The organism is Pantoea eucrina (genome assembly GCF_002095385.1).
Classification (GTDB): Bacteria; Pseudomonadota; Gammaproteobacteria; order Enterobacterales; family Enterobacteriaceae; genus Pantoea; species Pantoea eucrina.
Genome location: NZ_MIPP01000063.1, coordinates 1 through 15,516 on the forward strand (window position 1 = coordinate 1; position 15,516 = coordinate 15,516).

A 15,516-nucleotide genomic window follows, 5' to 3' on the forward strand; every position below is an offset into this window, starting at 1 on the left:
CTGCCAGCGCCCGGTGCGCAGGCTGACACCTGCCGCCAGCGCCCAGCCGGTAAAAGCGAGCGCAGCCAGAGTCGCACGCAGCTTCTCGTCGCTGCTGTAGAGCGGCCGGTGAGCCAGCCCCCACGGTGCCAGTACGCTTATCACCGCCAGCGCGGTCAGCGCGCCAAACAGCAGGTTGATCCAGCCGTTAAACCGCAGCGCGGTGTTTAATCGTGCGCTGTTTCCTGATGCATAACCTGCTATCAGCAGGCTCAGCGGAGCAAAACAGGGCAGGATATAGGTTGGCAGCTTGCCTTTTGCAATACTGAAAAACAGCAGCGGCAGCACGACCCAGCTCAGTAAATAGAGCACGCCTGCCTGCTGGCGACGCTGCTGCCAGCCACTTATCAGCGCGCCGGGCAGCAGCCCCAGCCAGGGCAGCGTGCCCGCAACCAGCACCGGCAGGTAATACCAGAAAGGCGCTTTGTGCTGCGCGTTTTCTTCAGCAAAACGCTGAATATGCTCAACCCAGAAAAAATAGTGCCAGAAATCTCCCGCCTGCTGCGCTATCGCCAGCGCCCACGGCAGGCTCAGCAGTACTGCGGTCAGCAGCGCCAGCGGCCCCCAGCGCAGCAGTTCCGTGAAGCGGCGCTGCCACACCATCCACGGCACAATCGCCAGCACCGGAACCGCGAGCGCCAGGAAGCCTTTGGTCATAAACCCCATGGCGCAGGCCGCACCCAGCAGCAGATAGCCGGAGAAGCGCTGCCGGAATGTGCATGCCTGAGCCGCGTACCAGAAGCTGCACATCGCTCCCGTCAGCCACAGCAGCAGAACAGGGTCCAGCACCGCATAAGTGCCGATTCCGTAAACCAGCAGCGAGGTCAGAAAAACGGTGCTGGCCAGCAGGGCGACGTTGCGGCTGGCAAACATCCGGCATCCCAGCCAGAAAATCAGCAGGCCGCTGCATAGCGTGCTGAACAGCGCGCCGGCGCGGACGCCAAAATTAGTGTGTCCGAACAGCAGCTGGCCCAGATTATTTATCCAGTAGCCGGCGACAGGTTTTTCAAAATAGCGCAAATCAAAAAAGTGCGGCACAACCCAGTTGCCGCTGACAATCATCTCGCGGCTGATCTCTGCATAACGCAGCTCATCGGGCTGCCACAGATCGCGAAACGGAACCGGCAGCAGATAATAGAGCGCAAACAGCATCAGCAGCAGCGTAATTTTGGTGCCTGTACGCATCAGAACTCCCTGATTAGTTTTCTGCCTGACAGCCCAGCCACCCTTCCCGACCCGCAATCCGGCCGCGTATCACAGGCGCGCGCGGCAGAGTGGAGAGATCGGCAGGCAGAAGCTCGCTGAGCGGACAGAAGTGAATACCGGCCTGGCGGGCGCGATCGAGCAGGTTGCTAAAGGCGTCGCGCGCGGCGATCCCCTCAACTTCGGCATGAATGGTGTAAACCGCGGTGCCCGCAGCGTGCTGCATGCGCTCAAGGATAAAATCGTTGAAGCGCGCAGCACTCACCTGTTGCCCCACCACTTCATCCCAGGTAGGCAGCGTGACCGGGATCTGTACTGTGCCTTCTGTACCGTCCGGTAGCAGCGGGATAAACGGGCCGCTGCCGCGGCAGTCGCTGTTGTACCGAAAATGGAAAGGTTCTTTTGCAGCAATAATCCGGCTGTCTGCCCGCCAGCCGGCAACGGCTGAACAAGTGACGGCGTCACCTGTCAGAGCTTCCAGCATCTGCCTGCCCCGCCCGATCTCCTGCGCCAGCCGCTGTTCTGACCAGACGCCCGCCCAGGTCTGCCAGGCGAAGTGATCCCAGGCGTGCAGGCCAACCTCATGATGATCGGCGGTGGCGCGGATAATGTCCGCCTGGCCGCGTCCGATGTGGCGTCCTGGCCAGGCGGTACCGGCCAGCAGAATATCCCAGCCATAGAGCGATGCCGCCCGCGAGCGCACCATTTTGTGAAAAAAGTGCGGCTTAAGCAGGCGCCAGATATGGCGCCCCATATTGTCCGGCCCGACGCTGAAAAAGAAGCTCGCCTGCAGCTGATGCAGGCTGAACTGTTCCAGCAGTGCCGGGACGCCCAGCCGGGTGCCGCGCCAGGTATCAACATCGACCCGCAGCCCCACTTTTTTCATGGCTTTTCCTGCAGTTCAACAGTGCGCAGAAAGAAATCAAGGGTGTTATCGATGGTGGTATCCATATCCACATCCGGTGCCCAGTTCAGCAGCCGGCGCGCATTTTTTATCGAGGGCTTGCGATGCTCCACATCCTGATACCCTTTGCCGTAGTAGCTGCTGCTTTCTACTTCGCGGAACCCGGCAAACGGCGGAAAACGGTCGCGCAGCGGATGGCGCTCAAAGCTTGCCAGCAGATGCTCCGCCAGCTCACGAATACTGGCTTCATTTTCAGGATTACCAATATTGATGATCTGCCCGTCACAGTTACCGTTGCGGTTTTCAATGATGCGAAACAGCGCCTCAATGCCGTCACGGATATCGGTAAAGCAGCGCTTCTGCGCCCCGCCATCCACCAGTTTGATGGGCGATCCCTCTACCAGATTGAGGATCAGCTGCGTAATGGCGCGCGAGCTGCCAATGCGTGCAGCATTGAGGTTATCCAGCCGGGGACCCATCCAGTTAAAGGGGCGGAACAGCGTAAAGCGCAGGCCCTCTTTTTCACCATAGGCCCAGATCACCCGATCGAGCAGCTGTTTGGAAACCGAGTAGATCCAGCGCTGCTTGTTAATCGGACCGACCACCAGGTTAGAGCTATCCTCATCAAAATGCCGATCGGTACACATGCCGTACACTTCAGAGGTAGAAGGGAAGATGATGCGTTTTTTATATTTAACGCAGTCGCGAATGATTTTCAGGTTCTCTTCAAAATCGAGTTCAAATACGCGCAGCGGGTTACGGGTGTACTCAATCGGCGTAGCAATCGCCACCAGCGGCAGCACCACGTCACACTTCTTGATGTGATACTCAATCCATTCGGAATGAATGCTGATGTCGCCCTCAACAAAGTGGAAACGCGGCTCGTTCAGAAAACGGCTTATCGCATCAGAGCCGATATCCAGCCCGTAAACCTCAAAATTATCATCCTGCAGCAGGCGTTCAGTCAGATGATTGCCGATAAAGCCGTTCACCCCGAGGATCAGCACCCGCGTGCGGCGTTTAACAGCCGCCACCGGCTCAGAGTAAAGCAGCGCGCCGGGCACCAGCCCCAGGCTCTGCGCCAGCTGGCTGCCATTCATAAACACGCCGTTGTCACACTGGCCGGTGATAATTTCCAGTGCGCCCTGGCCGCAGGCGACCTGCAGCGGATCGACAGAGAGTACGGTCCCGGCTCTGGCACCCGGCGTGCCGGCGTGCACACGTCCTTTCCACACCATAAACTTCACCGTACCGGCAAAGGCAAAAGCACCGGGCCAGGGCCAGGTTACCGCGCGCACCAGATTATTCACCTGCTGCGCACTCTGCTCCCACCGGATACGTCCATCTTCCGGCGTGCGGCGTCCGACCCGGGTTGCCAGCCCCTCATCCTGCGGCCGGGCTACAATCTCGCCGCGCTTCAGCGCTGGCAGCGTACCTTCCAGCAACTGTGTGGCACAGGCCACCAGCTTACGGTGCAGCGTCAGCGCATCATCCTGCTCATCGATCGCCACCTTTTCCTGCGTGACAATGTCACCGGCATCGGCCCGCTTAACCATGCGGTGCAGCGTCACGCCGGTTTCCGTTTCGCCATTAACCAGCACCCAGTTAAGCGGTGCGCGTCCGCGATAGGCGGGTAGCAGCGAGCCGTGCAGATTAAACGCGCCGCGTGCCGCACATTCCAAAATAGCGTCGCTCAGCATGGCGCGGTAATAAAAGGAGAAAATATAGTCAGGCTGCAAGGCGCGGATGCGTTCAATCCATAACGGGTGATTGACCTCTTCAGGCGCATGCACCGGAATGCCGCGCTCAGCGGCGAGGCGCGCGACGGAATCAAAAAAATGGCTCTCTGCCCCGGTGTCGGTGTGCGTAAAGATCGCCGCAATCTCAAAACCCGCTTTCAGCAGCGCGTTGATTCCTGCGCAACCCATTTCCGCATAGGCAAAAACAACTGTTTTCATGGTTTGATTTCCTGAACCTGAGGAGTTTCCTGCTGCGGGTGGATCACCCGCTGAATGAAATAGCGCGGCCGCGCGCGTACATCGTTGTAGATACGCCCGATGTATTCGCCCAGCAGGCCCATCCCGATAAACTGCGCGCCGACAAAAATAAACAGCACCGCAAACAGCATAAACAGACCGTCGCCGGCCCAGTTGGCGCCAAAAAACAGGCGTAAGATCACCAGCACTATCGAAAAGGCAAAGCCCGCCAGCGCAATCAGGCTGCCAGCAATGCTCAGCAGGCGCAGCGGCGTCGTGGTCAGACAGGTCACCAGGTCATACATCAGATTGATAAGCTTCATGACGCTGTATTTGGAATCGCCAAACTCACGCTCAGCGTGTGCGACCGGCAGTTCGATAGTGCGGCGGGCAAAGGTATTGGCCAGAATGGGAATAAAGGTGCTGCGTTCATGGCAGTTCAGCATGGCGTCAACAATATGCCGGCGATAGGCGCGCAGCATGCAGCCATAGTCGCCCATCGCTTTGCCGGTCACGCGCTGGATCAGCTGATTGATGGCGCGTGAGGCGCGTTTACGAAACCAGCTATCCTGCCGGTTCTGCCGTACCGTACCCACTACGTCGTAGCCCTGCTGCGCAGCTTTGACCAGCGCCGGGATCTCTTCGGGCGGGTTCTGCAGATCGGCGTCCAGCGTAATTATCAGGTCGCCCGATACATGGGCGAAGCCCGCCATAATCGCAGAGTGCTGACCATAGTTTCGGTTAAGCAGTACGCCGACGACGTGACTTCCTGGCATATCAGCGGCATCAGCGATCATCTGCGCCGAGCGGTCGCTGCTGCCGTCATCCACCAGCAGGATCTCAAAGTTCAGACCCAGCGTGCTACAGGCTGCGCTGGTGCGGCGTACCAGCTCCGGCAAACTCTCCTCTTCGTTATAGACCGGGATAACCACAGAGATTTTCTGAAGCGGTTTTTCATCCAGCATGGCGGCCTCCTGCCAGCGTACGCAGCGCGCCGATCACCCGGCTGACATCCTCATCCTGCATATCAGGAAACAGCGGGAGCGAACAGATACGTTCGCTGTTCCATTCCGTGTCAGGCAGGGAAAGATGCGGATAACGCTCGCGATAATATTTGTGCGTGTGCGCCGCGCGGAAGTGAAGTCCGGTGCCGATCTCCTCCGCTTTCAGCGCCTCCATCAGCGTATCGCGGCTGATGCCGCAGGTAGCTTCATCCACGCGAATGATAAACAGATGCCAGGCGTGCTGATGCGGCCAGTCCGGCTGTTTCAGCGGCAGAAAAGGCGTATCCGCCAGCGCCTGCAGGTAGCGCTGCGCAATCTCCCGGCGGCGCCGGTTGATAGCCTCAAGCTTACCGAGCTGAACCAGCGCAATAGCGGCATTGATATCGGGCAAATTGTATTTAAAACCGGGTGCTATCACCTCTGCCTGCGGTTTGCGCCCGTGCGTATTGCGATCCCAGGCATCCACCCCCAGGCCGTGAAACTTCAGGCTGCGCACCCGGTCGGCCAGTTCAGCATCATCCGTTACAACAACGCCGCCCTCGGCACAGGTGATATTTTTGATGGCGTGCAGTGAAAAGATCGCCGTGCCGCGCTGTCCGACATGCTGGCCGTTATAGTGGCAGCCGGTAGCGTGCGCGGCGTCCTCAATCACCGGAATGGCGTAGCGCTCACCCAGCGCGCAGATTGACGCCAGATCAACCGGCGCACCGGCGTAATGCACCGGAATAATCGCCCGGGTGCGTGGTGTGATCGCCGCTTCAATCTGCGGTGCCGTCACCATCAGCGTATGACGGTCGACATCAACCATAACCGGCGTGGCTCCCAGCAGCGTGATGATATTGAGCGTAGAGACCCACGTTAGCGAAGGGGTGATCACTTCATCTCCGGGCTGAATGCCCAGCGCCAGCAGCGTAACGTGCAGGCCGGCAGTCGCTGAACTGACGGCAATGGCGTGCTGGTTTCCAGTCAATTCACAGAAAGCCTGCTCCAGCGCAGCATTTTTCGGGCCGGTGGTGATCCAGCCTGAAGCGAACACCGCACTGACGGCGGCCAGCTCTTCTTCGCCCAAAGCGGGACGCGAAAAGGGTAAGAAAGACATAAATCCACCTTATCAATTATGCTCTGACCACAATGCAGGAATAAACTCTGCACCTGTCACTCCGCGCAACTTCAACGCACTCTCAACGTGTTATAGTGAAAAACTGATTAACATCACGCCCGTTCACTGGCTCAGCGCTGACATAGCCGATCGACTAAAACATTAGTGCACCTGCTATTTTTCCTGCGTAATCACCATAAGCAACGAAACTTAACGCAACATTAAATTTGCAGCGTTTACTCAGCCAACTTCTTCAGCGTTTAGGGTTGATTGATAATTGTGCAGAGCGCGGTATGACAAAAAGCAGGGCTGCCGTTGAGATTTTCACACGCTGATTTTCTGGATATGGGGCGCAATTTTTTCTGCAACTCGCTGAAAATATTGATTTTAAATACCTCACTCGCCGGATATCAGGTAGGTTACTCGCAGATGAATTACGTCATGTGAGAAGGAGGAGAATATGATGCTGGTAATGGTGACGCTGCTGTCGCTGGCGACGGGCAGTTTTATTAACGTTGTGGTGTACCGGCTGCCACGACACATCGCCGGGGCGGCCACGTTCACTTCCCTGCTGGCTCCCTCCTCCTGCTGCATACACTGTGAACGCGCCCTGCGCTGGTATGACATGATCCCGGTGCTGAGCTGGCTGCTGCTGCGCGGCCGGTGTCGCGATTGCTATGGCCCTATCAGCTGTCGTTGTCCGGTTACTGAGGCCGCGACGTCGCTGATCGCCCTGCTGCTGATGCAGCTGCTGCCCGCGGACAGCCGCCTGATTGCCGCACTGCTGCTGGCATGGTCACTGCTGGCGCTTTCGCTTATCGATATGACGCACCTGCTGCTGCCGGATGCGATTACGCTGCCGCTGCTCTGGCTTGGCCTGCTACTGCATGCCGGTGATGCGATGCCCGGTACGCTTCGTGATGCCGTTACCGGCGCAGCGGCCGGGTATAGCGTGATTCGCTTTACCGGCTGGTGCTATCAGCTGCTGAGAAATCAGCCCGGCATCGGACTGGGGGATGCAAAATTAATGGCAGCGCTGGGTGCCTGGCTTGGCTGGACGTCGCTGCCGGCGCTGCTGCTTATCGCCTGCGGCAGCGCGCTGATTTTTGTGATCTTTATCAAACCCTACTGTTTTCAGCGGCCAGACCGCCCTGTTCCGTTTGGTCCGTGGCTTTCACTGGCGGGTATAAGTCTCTTTATTCATTCAATAATTTAAAGCTGGCTATTTTAGCGGAGAAATAACAGCGGCCAGTTTCTGTCCAACGTTATGATTCGTATATGAAAAGAATAAATAATTCTACACAAAATTAATCATTGTGATGTGAGGCAAAAGGCTCTATATTGGCCGCGCTTTTTACATTACTGATACTTTTTTGTTCAATTAGTCAATCGGCCAGCCACTGCGAGCCCCGGTTGAAGGAGAGATATGATGACGGATAAAGTCCGTATTGATAATTTTGGTACCAGCTCATTCAACGGAAACAACGACGCATTCTTAGCCCGTCAGGCTGAGTTTGAATCAAACGTCAGGAGTTACCCGCGCAAATTGCCTTTAGCCATCGCTAAAGCCAGCGGCGTGTGGATTACGGATGTTGAGAATAAGCAATATCTTGACTGTCTGGCTGGCGCAGGGACGCTGGCACTTGGTCATAACCATCCTGATGTTCTGCAGAGCATCCAAAATGTCATTACCAGCGGCTTGCCGTTACATACTCTTGATCTGACCACACCGCTGAAAGATCAATTCTCTGAATCTCTGCTTTCTCTGCTGCCAGGCCAGGGCAAAGAGTATTGCCTGCAGTTCACCGGCCCATCCGGCGCGGACGCCGTTGAAGCTGCGCTGAAGCTGGCGAAAAAAGTCACCGGTCGCAGCGGTATTATCAGTTTCTCAGGCGGCTATCACGGCATGACGCACGGCGCGCTCGCGGTGACCGGCAACCTGTCGCCAAAAGAAGCGGTTAACGGCATGATGCCGGAAGTGCAGTTTATGCCTTATCCGCACCAGTACCGCTGCCCGCTGGGTATCGGTGGCGACGCAGGCGTGAAAGCGCTGACATACTACTTCGATAACCTGATCAATGACGTAGAAAGCGGCGTGCGCAAGCCGGCAGCCGTTATTCTGGAAGCGGTCCAAGGTGAAGGCGGCGTGAACCCGGCACCGGCAGAGTGGCTGCAGCGCATTCGCAAAGTCACGCAGGAGCACGGCATCCTGCTTATTCTGGATGAAGTTCAGGCAGGCTTTGCCCGCACCGGCAAATTCTTCGCCTTTGAACACGCCGGCATTGAGCCGGACATCATCGTGATGTCAAAAGCGGTTGGCGGTGGCCTGCCTCTCGCTGTGCTGGGCATTAAAAAGCAGTTTGATGCCTGGTCACCAGGACACCATACCGGTACTTTCCGCGGCAATCAGCTGGCGATGGCGACTGGTCTGGCTACCCTGAAAGTGCTGACCGAGCAGAATATTGCTGCCAAAGTTGCGGAACAGGGTGAATGGCTGAAAGCACAGCTGGCAGAGATGCAGCAGCGCTTCCCGGTTATCGGTCATATTCGCGGCATGGGCATGATGATCGGTATCGAAATCGTTAAGCCTGATGAGCCAGCCGATCACATGGGCAGCTTCCCGGCAGATGGCGAGCTTTCTGCGCTGCTGCAGAAGAAATGCTTCGAAGCGGGCCTGATTCTGGAGCGCGGCGGCCGTCACGGTTCTGTCCTGCGCCTGCTGCCGTCCCTGCTTATCACAAACGAAGAGCTGGCTGTATTCCTGGATAAATTTGAGCAGGCGCTGCTGGGCGCTGGCGTCAAACCTGTTTGACTGGAAAAGTAAATGAGTGAAGTGAACCCGATTCTGGCCGCCTCTGCGCAGAGCATTGAGGCGTATCAGCAGGCGATTGCCCAGAGCAGCGCCGCGGTTGTGCAGTGGCTGCAACAGCCTGAGATGTATCAGGGCAAAACGGTTGCCGAACTGCGCGAGCGCATTGCGCTTGACTTCAATCCTGACGGCCTGGGTAACCAGGCCGCGATTGAGCGCGCAATTGAGTATTTCCTGAAAGACAGCCTGTCAGTGCACCACCCGCAGTGTGTGGCGCATCTGCACTGCCCAAGCCTGGTGGTAAGCCAGGCCGCTGAAGTTCTGATCAACGCCACAAACCAGAGCATGGATTCCTGGGATCAGAGCCCATCAGCGACCATCATTGAGGTCAAACTCATTGAATGGCTGCGTGCTCAGGTGGGTTACGCTGCCGGCGACGCGGGCGTCTTTACCAGCGGCGGCACCCAGAGCAATCTGATGGGCCTGATGCTGGCGCGTGATGCCTTCTTTGCCCGCCAGGGACATTCGGTGCAGCAGGATGGCATCATCGGCGATCTGCGTAAGATGAAAGTGTTCTGCTCTGAAAATGCGCACTTCTCCGTACAGAAGAACATGGCGCTGCTCGGCCACGGCTATCAGTCAGTGGTTCAGGTGAAGTCGGATGACTTTGCGCGCATGGACGTCAACGATCTGCAGGCCAAACTGGCGCAGGCTGAAGCGAATGGCGAACAGGTACTGGCGATTGTTGCTACCGCGGGTACCACTGACGCAGGCGCTATCGATCCGCTGCGCGAAATTGCTGCCATTGCTGCTGAACGTAACATCTGGGTGCACGTGGATGCGGCATGGGGCGGCGCGCTGCTGCTGTCAGAGAAGTATCGCCACTATCTGGATGGCCTGGACATGGTGGACTCCGTTACCCTGGACTTCCATAAGCAATATTTCCAGACCATCAGCTGCGGCGCATTTCTGCTGAAGGATGCGCGTCACTATGAACTGATGCGTTATCAGGCGGCTTACCTGAACTCTGAGTTTGATGAAGAGGCGGGCGTACCAAACCTGGTCTCTAAATCGCTGCAGACCACGCGTCGCTTCGATGCGCTGAAGCTGTGGATGGGTCTGGAAGCGCTGGGTCAGAAACAGTATGCGGCAATTATCGACCACGGCGTCACGCTGGCGCAGGAAGTGGCGCAGTATGTTGAAGCGACACCGCGCCTGGAGCTGGTGATGCAGCCGCAGCTGGCAAGCGTGCTGTTCCGCTATCGTCCGCAGCAGCTCACCGATATCGCGCAGATTGCCCTGTTTAATCAGCGCATCGGCGATGTGCTGCTGGAGTCGGGCCGCGCTAACGTAGGCGTGACCGAAAATCAGGGTGTGACCTGCCTGAAGCTGACGCTGCTGAATCCGACCGTGACGCTGGATGATATCAAGCTGCTGCTGGCTCTGGTGGAAAAAACCGCCGATCAGCTGCTGAGCGCCTGATTCTCCGGCTGACATCAGGCCGCAACCTTCACGGGTTGCCGGCTTTTTTATGCCAGATTTTCCGTGCCGCTGCCACGCGCGATCACGCCCGCCTCCAGCAGACAGCCTCTCAGCGCGCCAAACGCATCCTGACACTGACGCTCGTCAACGCAGGCATATCCCAGCAGTAAACCGCGTTTCTCCTGCGGATGCATATAATACTGCGACAGCGCACGCACCTTCACGCCGCGCCTGAGCGCCAGCGCAGCTATCGCCACGTCATCACACCCCTGCGGCAGCGGCAGTACCAGATGCAGACCCGCCTGATAGTTCACCGCAGGCATAAACGCCTCCCCAAGATAGCGGGAGATAAGCCCGGTCAGAAACTGCCGCCGCTGGCTGTAAAGCTTGCGCATGCGGCGGATATGCGCCATGTAATGCCCTTTCTGAATAAACTCTGCCAGCGCGCGCTGGATCAGCAGGTGACCGCCCCGGTATAGCTCCGCTGCCGCCAGCCGCAGCGGCTGTGCCAGCGCTTTTGGCACCACCAGATAGCCCAGCCGCAGCGCCGGATAGAGCGTTTTAGAGAACGTGCCCATATAGATAACCGGTGCATCCGCCTCAAAGCCCTGCAGCGACGGAAACGGCTGGCCGGAAAAACGAAATTCACTGTCGTAGTCATCTTCTACCAGCCAGCTTTTATGTTTTCGCGCAAAATCAAGCAGCTGCCTGCGACGCTCCAGGCTAAGATGTACGCCCAGCGGATACTGGTGTGACGGTGTCACAAATATCATTTTTGGCGGTTTACTGCGCGACGTCAGATCGGGAATGATGCCCTGCTCATCCACCGCTTTCGCCTGGATTTTAAGGCCGTTGATGCGCAGCAAATTACGCGTTCCCCAGTAGCCCGGCTCCTCGATCCAGACCGGATCCCCCGCGTCGCACAGCACGCGCGTCACCAGATCCACCGCCTGATGCACACCCTCGGTAATAATAATCTGGTCGGCGTCCGCCCGTACCGAACGCGCCACGCTGAGATACTCCGCCAGCGCCTGACGCAGCAGCGGACAGCCTCCGCTGCTGCTGTAGATCAGCCGCTCTATCTCCGGATCGCGGTTCAGCCGCGCCTGGATCTGACTGAACAGCTTATGCGGAAACTGACGCACATCGGGCGCGCCCGGAACAAATGCGCCCCACTGCCACGGTGAGGCGTTGGCGTGGCCGAGCAGGGTTGCCCCCCGTCGCGACAGCGCAGCAGGTTTTGTCAACGCGGCAGCAGGCTCAGGAACGCGCTGCGGGCTGTTCAGACACCCCTCAGGCAGCGTTTCAGCAATCCAGGTGCCGCTGCCGGTGCGCGCCGTGACGTATCCCTGCGCAATGAGATTTTCATAGACGTTCAGCACCGTATTACGCGATACCCCCAGCTCGCGTGCCAGATCGCGCGTGGCGGGCAGGCGCGAGGCGCGCGGGAAAATACCTTCAGCAATCGCCTGCTGCATGCAGATAAGCAGGCGCTGCTGCAGCGTGCCCTCTGCAACAAATTGCAGACGTTCCAGAACATGATCGGCATACAAACTCCGCAATTGGCTCCATCCTTTTTCGTTGAATTGGCTCTGGCAACCTGTGCCGCTGCAGGCATAAATAAGCGTGTTTGTCGTGATTTGTAAAGAAGCTTATCGCTAAGGAAAGGTTATGGAAGGTAAAAACAGCCAGCTGCAACAACGTAAAGATGACGCCCTGCCACGCGGCACCGGCAACCTGTGCCCGTGGTTTGTTGAGCAGGCGGAAAACGCCACGCTGCGCGACACTGAAGGTAATAGCTGGATCGACTTTGCCGGCGGTATTGCGGTTCTGAACACCGGCCATCGCCATCCGCGCGTCGTGCAGGCCATCAAAGATCAGTTAGAGAAGTTTACCCATACCGCTTTCCAGGTCACGCCTTATGAGAACTATGTTGCGCTGGCGGAACGTATTAACGATCTGGTTCCTATCGCCGGTAAAGTGAAAACCGCGTTTTTCAGCACCGGTGCTGAAGCGGTAGAGAATGCCGTTAAGGTTGCGCGCGCCGCCACGCGGCGTCACGGTATCATCACCTTTGGCAATGCGTTTCATGGCCGCACCTTTATGACCATGGCGATGACCGGCAAAGTGGCTCCCTATAAGCGCGACTTTGGCCCGATGCCCGCCTCCGTATTTCACGCCCGTTATCCAAACAGCGTCACCGGCATCACCACAGCAGATGCGCTGGCAAGTCTGGATGACCTCTTTACGCAGGATATCGCCCCGCAGGATGTGGCTGCGATCGTGCTGGAGCCGGTCCAGGGCGAAGGTGGCTTCCATATCGCCCCACCTGAATTTATGACGCAGCTGCGCGCGCTGGCCGATCGGCACGGCATTCTGCTGATTGCTGATGAAGTACAAAGCGGATTTGGCCGCACCGGAAAAATCTTTGCCATGGAACACTATGGCGTGGAGCCGGACCTTATCACTATGGCAAAAAGCCTCGCCGGCGGTATGCCGCTCTCCGCCGTCAGCGGACGAGCAGAAATTATGGATGCGCCCGGTCCCGGCGGCCTGGGGGGAACCTATGCCGGTAACCCTCTCTCTATTGCGGCGGCGCACGCGGTGCTGGATGTCATCGCCGAAGAGCAGCTCTGCGAACGCTCCGTACAGCTTGGCGCTGCGCTGACCGAATTTCTGCAGGGAATACGCGCCACGCAGCCTGCTATTACCGATATCCGCGCGCTGGGTTCCATGGTGGCCGTGGAGTTTGCTGATGCGCAGAGTGCGCAGGCGCTGCAGCAGCAGGCGATGGCGCAGGGGCTGCTGCTGCTGACCTGCGGACCGCAGGGTAACGTCATCCGCTTCCTCTATCCGCTGACGATTCCGGACGCGCAGTTCCGTCAGGCGCTCGATATTCTCGGCGGTCTGCTCACTCCGCAGCGTTGAACCGCGCTGCACCTCAGGCCTGTCCGCTGCAGGCCTGACTTGTCCACCTTCACGCCAGGCGGCGCTGTACGTCGCCTGAGAGACGATTCGGAGAAAAAACTATGACTGCTCAGAATGCCGACGTACTGGCACCAGGCCTGAAGCCGCGCCACGTGAGGATGCTATCTATTGCCGGCGTTATCGGGGCCGGCCTGTTTGTCGGATCCGGTCACGCCATCGCCGAAGCGGGACCGGCGGTGCTGCTCGCCTATATTGCCGCCGGTACGCTGGTGGTGCTGATTATGCGCATGCTGGCTGAAATGGCCGTCGCTTCGCCTGATTCCGGCTCTTTTTCCACCTATGCTGATAAATCGCTGGGGCGCTGGGCCGGTTTTACCATCGGCTGGCTCTACTGGTGGTTCTGGGTGCTGGTGATCCCGCTTGAAGCTAACGCCGCCGGCACTATCCTGCACGGCTGGTTTCCGCAGGTAGACGTCTGGGAATATACCCTGGCGATTACGGCGTTTCTGACCATCAGTAATCTGTTCAGCGTGAAAAACTATGGCGAGTTTGAGTTCTGGTTTGCCCTGCTGAAGGTGGTGGCAATCGTCGGCTTCCTGGTCGCCGGTAGCCTGGCGGTATTTGGCCTGCTGCCCGGCAGCAATACGCAGGGGATCTCACATCTCTGGGATACCAAAGGCTTTATGCCAAACGGAATCAGCGCCGTACTGGCGGCTATTCTGACCACGATGTTCTCTTTCATGGGCACGGAGATTGTCACCATTGCCGCAGCGGAGTCGCGTGAACCGAAAAAGCAAATCACCCAGGCGACTAACTCCGTCATCTGGCGTATCGCGCTGTTTTATCTGCTGTCAATTTTCCTGGTGATTTCGCTGGTGCCGTGGAACAGTCCGGCGCTGATGAAGAACGGTTCTTATCAGACCGCTATGGAGATAATGAACATCCCGCACGCGCGTCTGATTGTCGATATTGTGGTACTGATTGCCGTCTGCAGCTGCCTGAACTCTGCGCTCTATACCGCCTCGCGTATGCTGTTTTCGCTGTCGCGCCGTCAGGATGCCCCCGCGGCCGCATCACGCACCACGCGCAGCGGTACGCCATGGGTTGCAGTATTGCTTTCAACCGCAGCGGCGTTTCTGGCGGTATTTGCCAACTACGTGGCACCCAGCGCCGTCTTTGAGTTCCTGCTGGCCAGCTCCGGAGCCATTGCGCTGCTGGTCTATCTGGTTATTGCAGCCTCTCACCTGGTGCTGCGTAAAAAGCGCGAGGCGCGTGGTGAGGTCCTGAGCTACCGCATGTGGCTCTTCCCGGGACTCACCTGGGCAACCATTGTGTTTATCATCGGCGTGCTGGGCTCCATGCTGTTTAATCAGCAGCATCGCCCGGAGATCATCGCAACCGCTATTCTGACGCTGCTGGTGCTGGCTGCCAGCCGGCTGGTACACCGCAAACGCGCGGCACGCCGCCACGCCAGAATGGTCGCCGTTCGTTCCTGAGTCACAGTGCCGGGCAGGGATGCCCGGTTTCAGTATACGTCGATGCTGATGGCTGACTCCGGCACATCAATTTTCACCACGCAGTGCGTCCAGACGGGCTGGCCCGGTGACAGTTCATGCTCAATGAAATAGTGCTGAAACGCTCTCAGCGCCTCCGTCAGGTCGCCTACGGCACGCGCATCAGGCTCAAACCAGTCAGGTTCGCCCTGCTCATCCAGATAGTTAAACTGATACTGTCCCCCCTCCTCATCAGCAAACAGTTCAGCCTGTACCGTCAGCTGACGTGCGTTCTCAGGCCCGCAGCTATAAATAATCTGTCCGATGCGGCGATAGAGATCTTCATATTGCATATTTTTTATTCCCGCGCGTGGATGGCGACACTGCACCACCCGTTAAGGTTGACTTTCTGCCGCATGCCCTGACAATGGCAGCGCCAGTTTTAGCCGTTTATAAAGGGAGTTTACCATAGCCTGTTTATCGCGTTTTCATCTGACAGCGCTGCTGCGCACCGCTGCGCTGGCGCTGCTACTGGCAGGCTGTGCCGGTCCCCCCCCGAAGTCGCTGGTGACGCCGCTG

12 protein-coding genes are annotated in these 15,516 nt (G+C 57.9%); 5 read left to right on the forward strand and 7 right to left on the reverse strand.

The window, feature by feature from the left end; all coding sequences use genetic code 11:
* The 5 genes from arnT to arnB form a co-directional block, all read right to left on the reverse strand.
* The coding region (arnT, locus tag HA43_RS17635; RefSeq protein ID WP_094112247.1) for a lipid IV(A) 4-amino-4-deoxy-L-arabinosyltransferase at nucleotides 1–1,224 on the reverse strand (1,224 nt) is incomplete at its 3' end.
* A 13-nt stretch (nucleotides 1,225–1,237) separates the two neighbouring features.
* Entirely contained in the window at nucleotides 1,238–2,128 is an 891-nt protein-coding gene (gene arnD / locus HA43_RS17640) for a 4-deoxy-4-formamido-L-arabinose-phosphoundecaprenol deformylase (RefSeq protein WP_071668322.1), read from the reverse strand.
* Nucleotides 2,125–4,104, reverse strand: a complete 1,980-nt coding sequence (gene arnA, locus HA43_RS17645; RefSeq protein ID WP_094112248.1) for a bifunctional UDP-4-amino-4-deoxy-L-arabinose formyltransferase/UDP-glucuronic acid oxidase ArnA — start codon at nucleotides 4,102–4,104, stop codon at nucleotides 2,125–2,127. Before arnA ends, arnD begins: the two co-directional genes overlap by 4 nt.
* Nucleotides 4,101–5,087 (reverse strand): undecaprenyl-phosphate 4-deoxy-4-formamido-L-arabinose transferase, encoded by a 987-nt coding sequence (gene arnC / locus HA43_RS17650; RefSeq protein WP_094112249.1) that lies wholly within the window; start codon nucleotides 5,085–5,087, stop codon nucleotides 4,101–4,103. The genes arnA and arnC overlap by 4 nt, the downstream gene beginning before the upstream one ends.
* Nucleotides 5,077–6,225 (reverse strand): UDP-4-amino-4-deoxy-L-arabinose aminotransferase, encoded by a 1,149-nt coding sequence (arnB, locus tag HA43_RS17655; protein ID WP_094112250.1) that lies wholly within the window; start codon nucleotides 6,223–6,225, stop codon nucleotides 5,077–5,079. Before arnB ends, arnC begins: the two co-directional genes overlap by 11 nt.
* A 460-nt stretch (nucleotides 6,226–6,685) precedes the next feature.
* On the opposite strand from arnB, the gene HA43_RS17660 reads away from it, so the two are divergent.
* From HA43_RS17660 to HA43_RS17670, 3 genes are all read left to right on the forward strand, one after another.
* Complete coding sequence (locus HA43_RS17660) at nucleotides 6,686–7,441, forward strand: prepilin peptidase (RefSeq protein ID WP_094112251.1); 756 nt, start codon at nucleotides 6,686–6,688, stop codon at nucleotides 7,439–7,441.
* 213 nt (nucleotides 7,442–7,654) lie between these two features.
* Nucleotides 7,655–9,037, forward strand: coding sequence for a diaminobutyrate--2-oxoglutarate transaminase (locus HA43_RS17665; protein ID WP_094112254.1), 1,383 nt, complete (start codon nucleotides 7,655–7,657; stop codon nucleotides 9,035–9,037).
* A 12-nt stretch (nucleotides 9,038–9,049) separates the two neighbouring features.
* Entirely contained in the window at nucleotides 9,050–10,516 is a 1,467-nt protein-coding gene (locus HA43_RS17670) for a pyridoxal phosphate-dependent decarboxylase family protein (protein ID WP_094112252.1), read from the forward strand.
* A 47-nt stretch (nucleotides 10,517–10,563) separates the two neighbouring features.
* Here HA43_RS17670 and pdxR read toward each other — a convergent pair whose 3' ends face one another.
* Nucleotides 10,564–12,078, reverse strand: a complete 1,515-nt coding sequence (gene pdxR / locus HA43_RS17675; protein ID WP_211279587.1) for a MocR-like pyridoxine biosynthesis transcription factor PdxR — start codon at nucleotides 12,076–12,078, stop codon at nucleotides 10,564–10,566.
* A 109-nt stretch (nucleotides 12,079–12,187) separates the two neighbouring features.
* On the opposite strand from pdxR, the gene gabT reads away from it, so the two are divergent.
* Both gabT and gabP read left to right on the forward strand, forming a co-directional pair.
* The gene (gabT, locus tag HA43_RS17680) at nucleotides 12,188–13,444 is read left to right on the forward strand and encodes a 4-aminobutyrate--2-oxoglutarate transaminase (protein WP_094112253.1); all 1,257 of its coding nucleotides are present in this window, start codon (nucleotides 12,188–12,190) and stop codon (nucleotides 13,442–13,444) included.
* Nucleotides 13,445–13,545: 101 nt separating this feature from the next.
* Nucleotides 13,546–14,940 carry a GABA permease gene (gene gabP / locus HA43_RS17685; RefSeq protein ID WP_071668316.1) on the forward strand — a complete coding sequence of 465 codons (1,395 nt, stop codon included), beginning with the start codon at nucleotides 13,546–13,548 and terminating at the stop codon, nucleotides 14,938–14,940.
* Between the two features lie 29 nt (nucleotides 14,941–14,969).
* Here the strand turns inward: gabP and HA43_RS17690 are convergent, their stop codons facing one another.
* A complete protein-coding gene (locus HA43_RS17690) occupies nucleotides 14,970–15,290 on the reverse strand; it encodes a hypothetical protein (RefSeq protein ID WP_040113465.1) in 321 nt (106 codons plus the stop codon).
* Between the last annotated feature and the right edge of the window lie 226 nt (nucleotides 15,291–15,516).

Bases quoted from the DNA above. Each gene is read 5' to 3' on its own strand.
- arnD (WP_071668322.1), bottom strand. From the start codon at position 2,128: ATGAAAAAAGTGGGGCTGCGGGTCGATGTTGATACCTGGCGCGGCACC.
- arnA (WP_094112248.1), bottom strand. From the start codon at position 4,104: ATGAAAACAGTTGTTTTTGCCTATGCGGAAATGGGTTGCGCAGGAATC.
- arnC (WP_094112249.1), bottom strand. From the start codon at position 5,087: ATGCTGGATGAAAAACCGCTTCAGAAAATCTCTGTGGTTATCCCGGTC.
- arnB (WP_094112250.1), bottom strand. From the start codon at position 6,225: ATGTCTTTCTTACCCTTTTCGCGTCCCGCTTTGGGCGAAGAAGAGCTG.
- HA43_RS17660 (WP_094112251.1), top strand. From the start codon at position 6,686: ATGATGCTGGTAATGGTGACGCTGCTGTCGCTGGCGACGGGCAGTTTT.
- HA43_RS17665 (WP_094112254.1), top strand. From the start codon at position 7,655: ATGACGGATAAAGTCCGTATTGATAATTTTGGTACCAGCTCATTCAAC.
- HA43_RS17670 (WP_094112252.1), top strand. From the start codon at position 9,050: ATGAGTGAAGTGAACCCGATTCTGGCCGCCTCTGCGCAGAGCATTGAG.
- gabT (WP_094112253.1), top strand. From the start codon at position 12,188: ATGGAAGGTAAAAACAGCCAGCTGCAACAACGTAAAGATGACGCCCTG.
- gabP (WP_071668316.1), top strand. From the start codon at position 13,546: ATGACTGCTCAGAATGCCGACGTACTGGCACCAGGCCTGAAGCCGCGC.
- HA43_RS17690 (WP_040113465.1), bottom strand. From the start codon at position 15,290: ATGCAATATGAAGATCTCTATCGCCGCATCGGACAGATTATTTATAGC.